The sequence below is a fragment of the Streptomyces filamentosus genome (assembly GCF_014654895.1).
Lineage (GTDB): Bacteria > Actinomycetota > Actinomycetes > Streptomycetales > Streptomycetaceae > Streptomyces > Streptomyces filamentosus.
On the sequence record NZ_BNBE01000002.1, the window covers coordinates 728,373 to 740,189 of the forward strand.

The 11,817-nt window shown below is 75.4% G+C and carries 9 protein-coding genes; 3 read left to right on the forward strand and 6 right to left on the reverse strand.

The annotated features are described in order from the left end of the window. Positions 1 to 97: 97 nt before the first annotated feature. Together IE326_RS22240 and IE326_RS22245 are read left to right on the forward strand one after the other, a co-directional pair. Positions 98 to 1,573, forward strand: a complete 1,476-nt coding sequence (locus IE326_RS22240) for a helix-turn-helix domain-containing protein (RefSeq protein ID WP_190042753.1) — start codon at positions 98 to 100, stop codon at positions 1,571 to 1,573. Positions 1,574 to 1,728: 155 nt separating this feature from the next. Continuing rightward, entirely contained in the window at positions 1,729 to 4,926 is a 3,198-nt protein-coding gene (locus IE326_RS22245) for a M28 family peptidase (RefSeq protein ID WP_190043465.1), read from the forward strand. A 36-nt stretch (positions 4,927 to 4,962) separates the two neighbouring features. Here the strand turns inward: IE326_RS22245 and IE326_RS22250 are convergent, their stop codons facing one another. Together IE326_RS22250 and IE326_RS22255 are read right to left on the reverse strand one after the other, a co-directional pair. Further along, positions 4,963 to 5,901 carry a SigB/SigF/SigG family RNA polymerase sigma factor gene (locus IE326_RS22250; RefSeq protein WP_190042754.1) on the reverse strand — a complete coding sequence of 313 codons (939 nt, stop codon included), beginning with the start codon at positions 5,899 to 5,901 and terminating at the stop codon, positions 4,963 to 4,965. Between the two features lie 71 nt (positions 5,902 to 5,972). After that, positions 5,973 to 6,362, reverse strand: coding sequence for an STAS domain-containing protein (locus IE326_RS22255; RefSeq protein ID WP_190042755.1), 390 nt, complete (start codon positions 6,360 to 6,362; stop codon positions 5,973 to 5,975). Positions 6,363 to 6,479: 117 nt separating this feature from the next. On the opposite strand from IE326_RS22255, the gene IE326_RS22260 reads away from it, so the two are divergent. Further along, positions 6,480 to 6,830 carry a helix-turn-helix transcriptional regulator gene (locus IE326_RS22260; RefSeq protein ID WP_190042756.1) on the forward strand — a complete coding sequence of 117 codons (351 nt, stop codon included), beginning with the start codon at positions 6,480 to 6,482 and terminating at the stop codon, positions 6,828 to 6,830. 141 nt (positions 6,831 to 6,971) lie between these two features. On the opposite strand, the gene IE326_RS22265 is transcribed toward IE326_RS22260, so the two are convergent. Genes IE326_RS22265 through IE326_RS22280 form a run of 4 tightly spaced genes read right to left on the reverse strand, consistent with a single transcriptional unit; the run spans position 6,972 to position 11,798 of the window. After that, positions 6,972 to 7,961: a UbiA family prenyltransferase gene (locus IE326_RS22265; protein ID WP_190042757.1), complete on the reverse strand. Its 990-nt coding sequence runs from the start codon at positions 7,959 to 7,961 to the stop codon at positions 6,972 to 6,974. Continuing rightward, complete coding sequence (locus tag IE326_RS22270; protein WP_190042758.1) at positions 7,958 to 8,839, reverse strand: methyltransferase; 882 nt, start codon at positions 8,837 to 8,839, stop codon at positions 7,958 to 7,960. The genes IE326_RS22265 and IE326_RS22270 overlap by 4 nt, the downstream gene beginning before the upstream one ends. Then, positions 8,836 to 10,449, reverse strand: coding sequence for a class I adenylate-forming enzyme family protein (locus tag IE326_RS22275; RefSeq protein WP_190042759.1), 1,614 nt, complete (start codon positions 10,447 to 10,449; stop codon positions 8,836 to 8,838). Before IE326_RS22275 ends, IE326_RS22270 begins: the two co-directional genes overlap by 4 nt. Further along, positions 10,446 to 11,798, reverse strand: coding sequence for a protoporphyrinogen/coproporphyrinogen oxidase (locus tag IE326_RS22280; protein ID WP_190042760.1), 1,353 nt, complete (start codon positions 11,796 to 11,798; stop codon positions 10,446 to 10,448). The genes IE326_RS22275 and IE326_RS22280 overlap by 4 nt, the downstream gene beginning before the upstream one ends. Between the last annotated feature and the right edge of the window lie 19 nt (positions 11,799 to 11,817).

The window sequence follows — 11,817 nt, forward strand, 5'->3', positions numbered from 1 at the left end:
GACAGCTCCGCGCCGTCTGCCCTGTGCTGACGGGCAGTCTGGGACGGAGTCCGGGCTTCACGCTGCCGGAGGCGACCGCCTCCGCCGGGGAGGGACCATGAACGGTTCGGTACGGCCCGGGGCGTCCTGGGCGGAGTTCGGGCACGGCCTGCGGTCCTGGCGCAGGCGGTCCGGGCTCACCCAGCGCCAGTTGGGCCTGGCCGTGGGCTACCACCACAGCCAGATCAGCCGCCTCGAAGCGGGGCTCCGCGAGCCCCCGCCCGGCCTGGTCCACCGGCTCGACGCGGCGCTCGGCGCCGGCGGCGAACTGGCCGCGCTCGCCGACCCGTGCGGGCCGGCGCCCGGACCGGCGCGGGGCCCGCGCGGACTGCCCACCGGGCCGGACCTGTTCGCCGTGCCGCCGGGCACGGAGACCGGCGACGCCCGAGCCGCGTGGGACGGCATGCCGTGGCCCGCCGCACTGCCCGCCGAAGGGCTCGCCTGCCCCCTGCACGGCTGTTCCGGCTGCGCGACGCCGGACCGCGACGCCGCGGCGGACCTGCTGGCCCGGCTGACCGCCCCCGCTCCCCGCGACGTCGAACTGGCCTCCGTGGAGACGGAGTTGCTGCACGCGCTCACCGGGTTCCTGGCCTGCGTGATCCGGGGCGCCCTCCATCTGACCGCCCTGGACGGCACGGCCACCACGGAACGCCTGCTGCGCGCCACGGTCCGCTGGGCCGACGCCGTCGACGCCACCGGCCGCGCCCCCTACGGCCAGCTGCGGATCGCCGCGCAGTACGCCCAGGTCGCCGGAAGGCTGCGGATGCGGCGCGGTCAGAGCAGCGTCGGCATGGCCTGGTTCGGCCACGGCCTGCGCTGGGCGGACGCCGCCCACGACACCCCGGCCCGCGCCACCCTCCTCAGCGACATCTGCGCCCTGGTCCGGCTCGACGACGACCCCGGCCCGACCCTCGGATATGCCGAGGCCATCGGCGCCGTGGACACCCGGCGGCGCTGGATCGCAACCCTCTCCCACCTCTACCAGGCGCGCGGCCACGCGCTCCGCCACGACGCGGACGCGTGCCGGCGGCACATCGCCTCGGCCCGGCGGGCCTTCGCCAGGCTGGGACGGGACGACGCCCTGGAGGCCCCCTGGCTGACCGGCGCCGAGGGCGAGATGCGCGTGGAGTCGGCCGTCGGCGGGGCGCTGCGCGACCTCGCGGCGGCGACCGGGGACCGTACGACGGCACGGCGGGCGGTCGAGGCCGTCGCCCGCTCCCGGGCCCGGCTCTCCCCGCTCATGCGCGACACCCATCTGCTGCTCACGCTCCGGCTCGCCGACGGCTGGGCCTGCGCCGGCGACCCGGAGGCGGCGGTCGCGCTCGTCTCCCCGGTGCTCGGCGAGGCGGCCGGCACCGACGAGCTCCTGGTCCGCGCGGAGCTCGGCGGACTGCACGCCCGGCTGGTGCGCGACTGGCCGGACGTCCCCCGGGTCGCCGAGTACCGCGAGCGGCTGCTCGACCTCGGGGTGCGGGGCGCGGGACGCGGCTTGCCGGAATTTGCCAGCCCCGCACGGCACGTCCGGACGCGTTGACCCCGGCACGGGCTGATGTGAGGGTGCGGCCAGCCCGGCGGCACGACGCGCCCGGCGTACCGGCGTTCCCCCGACGGGAGCGTCCGTACCCGGAGAAGCGCTTGTCATAGCCACGACAGTCCGGGCGGCTTCATCACCTCTCACAAGGAGCCATGATGGTGAGAAAGATGGCGGTGGCCGGGGTGTCCCTGGTCGTGACGCTCGGACTGGTGGCGCCGGTCTCGGCCGCCACGGCCGCGCCGGTCACCGCACCCCCCACCGGCACCCCGCAGCCCACCCCCGCCGCGAAGGCCGTCGTCGCCGCCGACCGGGCGGCCCTCAGTGGGCTCGACGCCCTCACCAAGGGCCCCGGCGAGCAGTACGACCGGCACCAGGTCATCCCCTGGACCGGCGACCTGTACGCCGTCGCGTACGAGCGCACCTACCGGGGCCTGCCCGTGGTGGGCGGCGACGCGGTGGTCCTCGCCGACGGCGAGGGCCGGGTCCGCTCGGTCCACTCCGCCTCCGAGACCCCCGTCTCCGTGACCACCACCGCCGAGGTCACCGCCGGCCGGGCCGTCCGCACCGCCCGCGGTCGGGTGGCGAAGGCCGGGAAGAACGACCCGGCGCGCCTCGTCGTCCGGATCAAGGAGGACCGGGCGGTCCTCGCCTGGGAGACCGTGGTCGCCGGCCGCACCGCAGAGGACGCGCCCAGCAGGCTGCACGTCTTCGTCGACGCGCTCACCGGCGAGGTCGTCGACTCCTACGACGACGTCCGGGCCGGCACCGGCCGCAGCGAGTGGAACGGCCCGAGCCCGCTCGCCATCGACACCTCCCGCTCGGGCAGCCAGTACGTCCTGCGCGACACCACCCGGCCCGGCCTCCAGTGCTCCGACTACAACGGCGGCGTCTTCACCAAGGCCACCGACGACTGGGGCACGGGCAGCGCCACCAGCCGCGAGACCGGCTGCGTCGACGTCATGTACGCGGCGCAGAAGCAGTCGGACATGCTCAAGGAGTGGCTCGGCCGCAACGGGCACAACGGCAGCGGCGGCAGCTGGCCGACCCGCGTGGGGCTCAACGAGCTCAATGCCTACTGGGACGGCTCCACCGTCACCATCGGCCGCAACACCGCCAACAAGTGGATCGCCGGCATGGACGTCGTCGCCCACGAGTACGGCCACGGCCTGGACTCCAACACGCCGGGCGGCGCCAACAACGAGAGCGGTCTCGGCGAGGCCACCGGCGACATCATGGGCGCGCTCACCGAGGCGTACGCCAACCAGCCCGCGCCCTTCGACACCCCCGACTACACCGTCGGCGAGATGATCAACCTCCAGGGCCGGGGCCCGATCCGCAACATGTACAACCCCGGGGCGCTCGGCGACCCGGCCTGTTACTCGGCCTCCATCCCGACCACCGAGGAGCACGCCGCCGCCGGCCCGCTCAACCACTGGTTCTACCTGCTGGCGGAGGGCTCGAACCCGGGCGGCGGCAAGCCGTCCAGCTCCACCTGCAACGGCTCCACCGTCACCGGGATCGGCATCCAGAACGCCGGGAAGGTCTTCTACGGCGCCATGCTGCTGAAGACCAGCGGCATGACCTACAAGCGCTACCGGACCGCCACCCTGACGGCGGCGAAGAACCTCGACCCGAGCTGCGGCCTCTTCACCGCCACCCGGGCCGCCTGGGACGCGATCAGCGTGCCCGCGCAGTCCGGCGACCCGGCCTGCACCTCGCAGCAGGCCGACTTCTCCCTGGCCCTCTCCCCCGCCTCCGGCGACGTCCAGGCCGGCGCCACCGCCACCGCCACGGTCAGCACCACGACCGTCTCCGGCAGCGCCCAGCAGGTGACGCTCAGCGCCTCCGGCGCGCCCTCCGGGGCGACCGTCTCCTTCAGCCCGGCCACGGTCACCTCCGGCTCGGCCGCCACGATGACCGTCACGACGGCCGCCGGCACCCCCGCGGGCACGTACCCGATCACCGTCACCGGCCGCGGCGGCGCCAACACCCACACCGCGCAGTACACCCTGCGGGTCGGCGGGGGCGGCACCCCGACCACGCCGCCGGACGTCGACGTGGCCGCCGTCCAGGCCCACCTGTCCCAGCTGTCGACGATCGCCGCGCAGAACGGCGGCAACCGCCGTTCCACCACCGCCGGTTACCGGGCCTCGCTCGCCTACGTCAAGGGCAGGCTCCAGGCCGCCGGCTTCACGGTCACCGAGCAGACCTGCACCTCCGGCTGCACGGTCGGCGCGGGCAACAACCTGATCGCCGAATGGCCCAAGGGCGACGCGGCGAACGTCCACATGTTCGGCGCGCACCTCGACGGCGTGTCCGCCGGCGCCGGCATCAACGACAACGGCTCCGGCTCCGCCGCGCTCCTGGAGGCCGCCCTCACCCTGGCGAAGACCGACCCCACCATGAAGAACCGGGTCCGGTTCGCCTGGTGGACCGACGAGGAGCAGGGCCTCAACGGCTCCGACTTCTACGCCCGTTCGCTCACCTCCGCCGAGCGGTCCCGGATCAGGGCGTACTACAACTTCGACATGGTCGCCTCGGTCAACGGCGGCTACTTCATCAACAACCTGAACTCGGCGGCCTCCGCCCCGATGAAGGCGTACTGGGACTCGCTGGGCCTGGCCCCCCAGGAGAACGTCGAGGGCCAGGGCCGGTCGGACGACTACTCCTTCCAGCAGATCGGCATCCCCACCTCGGGCTACGCCACCGGCGCCTCGGCGACCAAGTCCTCCGCCGAGGCCGCCAAGTGGGGCGGCACGGCGGGCCGTTCGTACGACCCCTGCTACCACTCGGCCTGCGACACCACGGCCAACGTCAACGCCACCGCGCTGAACCGCAGCGCGGACGGCATCGCCCACACGATCTGGAAGACGGCGGTCGGCGAGACGACCACCCCGGTGAACGACTTCTCGGTCAGCGCGTCGCCCGCGGCCGGCACGGTCGCCCCCGGCTCGTCCGCCGCGGTCACCGTGTCGACCGCCACCGTCAGCGGCAGCGCCCAGACCGTCCGGCTCTCGGCCACCGGCCTGCCGTCGGGCGTGACCGTGTCCTTCAGCCCCGCGTCGGTCACCTCCGGCCAGTCCTCGACGGCCACGGTCGCCGTCGCCGCCGGCACCGCCCCGGGCACGTACACCCTCGCCCTCACCGGCACCGGCGAGGCCGTCCACCAGACCACGTACACCCTCACCGTCCCCGGTGACGGCGGCGGCGAGACCACCTGGCGGCTCGGCGGCACCTACGCCGCCGGGGACGTGGTCACGTACGACGGCGTCCGCTACCGCTGCCTCCAGGGCCACACCGCCTACCCGGGCTGGGAGCCCCCGAACGTCCCCGCCCTGTGGCAGCGCCTCTGACGGCCTGACCGTCCCGTCCCGGCCGGCATCCGCGGTTCACCGCGGATGCCGGCCGTCGCCGTTCCCGTCCGGGACGCCGTCCTCCAGCAGACCCGTCCTGAGCTCGCCGAGGACGCGGGCGAGGATGCGGGAGACCTGCATCTGGGAGAGGCCGATGCGGAGGCCGATCTCGCCCTGGGTCAGGTCCTGGCCGAAGCGCAGGGAGAGGATCCGGCGGTCGCGCGCGCCGAGGCGGTCCATCAGGGGCCGGAGGGACTCCAGGTCGTCGATGAGTTCGTAGGCGGGTTCGACGACGCCGATGTGCCGGTCGTCCGTGCCGCGCGGGCCGTCGGACTCCTCGTCCTCGCCGGACGGCGTGTCGAGGGAGTGGGCCGTGAGGGCCCGGGCCGCCCGCTCCGCCTCGGCCACCTCGGCCTCGGTGAGGTGGAGGCGCTCCGCCAGCTCCGGCCGGCCGGGGCGGTGGCCGACGTCCTGTTCGAGCTCGTCGGCGGCCCTGGCGAGGGCGATGCGGCGCTCCTGCATGCGGCGCGGGACGTGGACGGCCCAGCCGGTGTCGCGGAAGAAGCGTTTCATCTCTCCGAGGACGGTCGGCAGGGCGAAGGAGGAGAAGTCGACGCCCCGGCCGGGGTCGAAGCGGTCGATCGCCTTGATGAGCCCGATGGTGCCGGCCTGGACGATGTCCTCGGTGGGTTCGGGCCGCCCCCGGAAGCGCCGTGCGGCGAACCGGACGAGGCTGAGGTTGATCTCGATCAGCGTGTTGCGGACGTACGCGTGCTCCGGGGTCCCCTCGTCGAGGGCGCGCAGCCGTTCGAAGAGCGCCACCGAGAGGGTCCTGGCCTCGCCGGTGGGGACGGCGGTCGGGCGCTCCGGTGCCGACAGGCCGCCGAGCGCCCGCCTCCGGATCTCGGCCCCCGACCGGGCGCCGCGGACGCGGCGGGACCGCACGGGGGTGAGGGGGGTGTGGTCGGTGGACATGGGACTTCCTCCGCCGGATCCGTACCTGGCCCCCGAGGGGGCGTTCCGGGTCTGCTGGACGGGGCCGGGCCTCACGGGTCCCGTCCCGGGGGACGGGCCGGCGGGACGGGGAAGCCGAGGAGCCCACCGGTCCGGGTGAGGCCGAGCGGCCGGATGACCCGCGCGCTCGCCGAGGGGACGGCGAAGGGGGTGCGCCGCCGGGCGAGCAGGCGCGGGTGCAGGCGCAGGTGCAGCAGGGCGTCGAGGCCCGTGGAATCGCGGAGGGAGACCTCGGACGGGTCCAGGGCGAGCGGGGTGCCGTCGTCGCCTCCGGACAGGGCCCGCGCGAGGACCGCCTCCGGTTCGTCGGCGGTGTCCGGGGCGATCTCCCCGCCGGCGCGGACGACGGTCCCCCCGCCGTCCCGCTCCGTCCGCACCCTCGTCCGGACCTCGGGGCCGGGGAGCACGGGGGAAGGGTTCATGGTCTCCTCCTGGGTCGGAGAGCCTGCTCCATGAGTGTCCGCTTTCACCCTATATGCGTCAATATTTACACGAAAAGAAATGCGCATGATCGGACCGGAACGGGGGATGCCTCTGGTATGCGCACACGCAGGGGCGACCACTCCGGGTGGACGCTCCTCACCAATCACGCGCGGGTCCTGCTCTCGATCGCCCGCGACCCCGGGGCGCGGCTGCGGGACGTCGCGGCGGAGTGCGGCATCACCGAGCGCACCGTGCAGGGCATCGTCTCCGACCTGGAGGCGGCCGGTTACCTCACCCGCACCCGGGCCGCCGACGGCCGCCGCAACCAGTACCGCATCGACACCGCCTCCCCCTTCCGGCACCCCGCCGAAGCGGGCCACGAGATCGCCGGCCTCCTCGCCCTCCTCGCCCCCCGCCCCGCCGACGTCCAGGACGTCGCCCCGGACAACTCCGCACGGCAGCCCTGAGGCGCCCCCTCCGGACGGAGCCGCACGAAGGCGGACGGGAGACCACACGAAAGACGGCCGGAACCTCACGAAAACGTCCGGAAACGCACGGAAACGGGCCGGGGGCATCGTGCTCCCCGGCCCGCCCGGACCGTCCCGCCCTCACGCCAGGGCGGCCGCCAGCAGATTGCCCGCGATCATCAGGACGACGCCGAGCCGGTGCACGGCGAAGCCCGTGCGCCGGGCCCGCATGATGTCGCCGGTGCGGAAGCCCAGCAGGTACTGCCGCATCCGCAGCAGGGAGGCCGGCAGCATCAGCAGGACGAACCACCACGGCGCGACGCCCACCGCGCTCGCGGTGGCGATGGTCAGGAACTCGGCGAGGGACAGCGCGCCGATGAACCGGGCGTTGCCGCGCTCCGAGGTCAGCGCCGCGACGGTGGGGCGGCCCACCGAGCGGTCGCCCTCCACGTCGTTGGTGTTGGAGTAGACGCCGAACATCAGCGGCCCGAAGCCGAAGAGGACGGCCTGGACCAGGAGGAAGCCGGTGGCCTGCCCGGTGACCATGCCGTACGGCAGGATGACGAGGGCGAAGCCCAGGGCGACGAGGTAGACCTCCTGGAAGCCGTGGTAGCTGAGCTTGACGCCGTAGGAGTACTGGAGGGTCACCACCCACAGGACGACCAGCCCGATCCCGGTCCAGGCCGGGCGGTGCGGGGCGAGGGCGGCGGTCACCGCGAACAGCAGGGCCGCCGAGGCGGCGCTCGCCCAGGCGAACCGCAGGGCCTCGGGCACCGTCAGCGCGCCGGACACCAGCGGCTTGCGCCGCACGTTGCGCAGCGGGTGGTCGGGGCCGTAGTTGGTGATGTCGCTGCCGTCGCGGAAGCCCGTGACGTCGTCGAAGGCGGTCATCGCCATGAGCAGGAGGACCTGCCCGACGAGGAAGACGCCGAAGAGCGCGGCGGTGCGGCCGGTGAGCGAGCCGAGCGGCAGCACCACGGCGGACAGGGCGATGAAGGTGCCCAGGTAGTAGTCGTAGACGTCCAGCTTGCCGAGCCGCGCGTAGGTCGTGAGCCTGCCGTCGGCGGGGGGCGGTGGTGCGGGCCGTTCCTCGGCGGGCGCGGTGGTCGTCGTGAGCGTGGAGTCGGTCATGTCGCCTCGGGACTCGGGTCGTTCTCTCGGGGGGTGGCGCGCGCCGCGGCGGGGGTGCCGTCGGCGGCGGGGGTACGGAGGGGGCGGCGGCCCTGCACGGAGTAGAGGACGCCCGTCGCGGCGGCGAACTCCGGGTCGCGCATCATCGCGTGGAGCCGGTCGAGTTCGGCGGCGGTGAAGCCGCCGTCCAGGAGCCGGGGCGCGAGGTGGTCGAGGTGGTGGAGCTGGAGGCCGAGCGCGGGGGTGCCGGGCGCGCGCAGCAGGACGTGCGGCCGGATCCGCAGGCCGGTCAGGCCCGCCTCGCGCAGCGCCGCCGGCGCCCGGCGGCCCCAGGTGGGGTCGCCGCCGCCCGCGCGCATCAGCGCCGACTTGGCCGCGGTGAAGCGCTCGTACAGCCGGGCGTCCGCCGGGGAGGGCACGAGGAGGCACGGCTCGTGCCCGGCGTCGAACTCGTCGACCTGGAGCAGCCCGCCGGGCCTGAGGGCGCGGACGAGCCGCCGCAGGACCGCCTGCCGTTCGGGCAGGTGCTGGAGGACGAGCCGGGCCACCACGACGTCGTACCCGGCCTCGGGCAGGGGGTCGGTGACGACGTCGTGGGCGAGGACGGTCAGGCCGGGTTCCGGCGCGATCCGGCCCGGCTTGACGTCGGTCGCGGTGACCGTGCCGCCGGGGCCGACCAGCCGGAGCAGGCCGCGCGCGACGCTGCCCGCGCCGGCCCCGACCTCCAGGCAGTCCATGCCGGGGGCCACGCCCGCCTCCCGGAGGTGACCGAGCGTCAGTGGGTCGAGCGCCTCTTCGAGGGAGGCATGGTGGCGGGCGCTGTGCGGGCTGTCGTTGTCGAAGACGTACCCCTGCGGCGGGGTCGGGGGCGCGGTCACGTCCAGCGGCCGGTGCCGCAGGTTTCCGTGCTGCCGGTCAGCCGTTCGAGCAGGGGGGCGCGGCGGACCTTCCCGGTGCCGGTGCGCGGCACCTCGTCCCAGCCGACCACGACGGGCTCGTCGAGCGCCGACAGGCCCTCGGCGGCCCGCTTCCAGCGCGCGGGGTCCAGGGTGCCGTCCTCCGTGACCACGACGGGCAGCGGGGCGGCGTCGGGCCGGGCGAGGACGACGCACTCCAGGGCCTCGGGCAGCAGGTCCTCCAGCATGTCCTCGGCGCGCAGGCAGCTGAAGCCGGGGAGGTGGTCGACCTCCCGGTCGAGGAGCCGGACGCTGCCGTCGCGGGCGATCGTCCCGATGTCGCCGGTGTTCCACCACTCGCCGTGCCGCTTGGCCGTCCAGCGCTCCCGCTCCCCCGGGTAGTCCGGGGCGAGCGCCTTGGTGCGGCACAGGATGAGGCCGGGGGTGCCCGCGGGCACGGGCTGGAAGGTGGCGGGGTCGACGGCCCTGAGGCGGGTCTTCAGGGGGACGGGGCGGCCGAGGTCGCGGACGGTGGTCGCGGTGCCGTCGGCGGCCCTGGCGACGGAGCGCCGGGTGTGGAAGGCGAAGGTGAGCGGCCCGGTCTCGCTCTGGCCCCAGCCCTGCATCCACAGCGGGTTGCGGTGGGAGGTGGCCATGAGGTAGGAGCGGACGACCGGGGGGTGCACGGCGTCGTAGGTGCTGATGTAGGTCCGGACGTCCCGGAAGGGGTTGTCCAGGCGGCGGGTCAGCGGGCGCAGCCGTACGTAGCGGGACGGCAGCGCCTCGACGACGGTGGGCGGGTGGGCGCGCAGCAGCAGGTCGGTGGTCTCGGGCAGGCCCCGGGAGTCGAGGGTGACGTGCCGGGGCGCGCGGACGGGGGCGACGGCGGTCCAGCAGATGGTGCGGCCGTGGGCGTAGGAGCTGGCGTTGAAGAGGGTGTCGTCGCGGCGCAGTCCGATGCGGGGCACCGGCTTGGTCTCGAAGCGGGCGAGGTGGTGGATCAGGGTGCGGGTGGTGTGCGAGACGAGCTTCGGGACGCCGGTGGTGCCGCTGGTGTGGACGACGACCAGGGGCGCGTCGTCGTCGCGGGGGTGCGGTCCGGGGTCGGGGTGGCCGCTCAGGTCGTCGAGGTGGACGGTGCCGGGCGGGAGGTCCCCGGCGGGGCCGAGGACGACGGTGGTGCGGGCCGTCCCCGCGAGGTCGGCCGCGGGGTCGCGGCCGAGCACCTCGCGGTCGGTGACCAGGACGCGGGGGGCGCAGCGGTCGAGGAGGACGCGCAGGGCCTCGGGCGGGAGGTGGCCGGAGAGCTTCACGGGGACGGCGCCGGTGCGGACGGCGGCGCAGGCGATGAGGTCGTAGTCCCAGTGGTTCGCCTTGGCGATCGCGACGCGTTCGCCGGGTCCCGCGCCGGCGGCGGCGAGCGCCCCGGCGGTCTCCCGGACCAGCAGGGCGAGTTCCGGCACGGTCCACTCGGTGGCGGTGGTGCCGGGCCCGGAGGGGGCCAGGTCGAAGGGCCGGTCGAGGTGGAAGCGGGTGGGGGTGCCGGCGTCGGCGAGTTCGTCGAAGAGGACGCCGAGGTCGTGGGGGGTCATGCGGCGGTCTCCTGCCGGGCGGTGCGGCCCCGGTGCGGGGCGAGGTGGGCGAGGACGCGGGCGGCGGCGAAGGCTCCCGAGCGGGCGGCGCCCTCGCTGGAGGGCCGGGCGGCGACCCAGTCGCCCGCGTACTCGACGGCGCGGGCGGGGCGGCGCAGGAAGGAAGCGCGCAGGGCGAGGGCACGGGGGGTGATCTCGGGCATGGCCTCGGGCCAGTGGTGCACGTGGGTGGCGGTGAGGGCCGTGCCCAGGCCGGGTACGTAGCGTTCCGCTGCGGCGGCGAGCCGGCGGCCGGCCTCGTCCTCGCCGGCCTCGGCGAGTTCGGGGATGCGGCGCGGGGAGGCGAGCAGGCTGATCAGGCCGCGTCCGGCGGGGGCCCGGTCGGGGCACTTGAGGTGGTCGGCGATGAGGCAGGACAGCAGGGGTTCCTCGCACTCCGGGGTGAGGAGGGCGTAGGCGCCGCCGCGCGGGGCGAGCGGCCGGTCGAGGGCGCAGCTGACCTTGAACATGGGCCGGTAGGTGGAGGCGGCGGGGTAGCCGGTGGCGTCCGGGTCGGCGCCGTCGGTGAGGCGGAGCGCGACCGGGGCGGGCACGGCGAGGACGACCGCCCGGGCGGTGAGGGTGGTGCCGTCGACGGTGAGCCTGGCGTGGCCGCCGTGGTCGGTGACCTCCTCGACGCGCCGGCCGTAGCGGGTGTCCAGGTCCACGGCGAGGCGGGTGGCGAGCAGGTCCATGCCGCCGCGGTAGGTGCGCCAGGCGGAGACCGGACCGACCGCGAGGAGGAGGCTCACGAGGGGGGCCGCGGCGCTGCGGGCGGCGTCCCAGCCGAAGAAGGCGGCGGACAGCGGCTGGAGCAGGTGGTCGTGGAGGTCGGGGTGGTAGCGGCGGGCGGCGGTGGCGATGGTGTCGCCGCCGAGCGGGGTGTCCTCGGGGTGGTCGTGGTCGAGGGCGGCGCGGTGCCGGCCGCTCCAGCCGAGGAAGCGGGCCAGGGAGGGCCGGGCGGCGGGCACGAGCCCGGCGCCGGTGAGGACGGCGCGGGGTTCGCCGACGCCGTTGTGGGGCCGGCCGCCGCGCCAGACGGCCATGGGGCGGCCGATGCGGGGCACGTCCTCGGGGGTGAGCCCGGCGCGGCGGACCAGCTGCCAGGTGGCGCGGTAGCCCTGGGCGGAGATCTGCTCGGCCCCGGTGTCGATGAGGTAGCCGCCGCGGCGGAGGCTGCGCATCCGGCCGCCGGGGGCGTCGGCGGCCTCGAAGACGCACACCTCGTGGCCGTTGCGGCGCAGTTCGTGGGCGGCGGCGAGTCCGGCGAGTCCGGCGCCGACGACGGCGATGTCGAGATCAGGGGTCATGCGAGGGCACTCCGTGCGG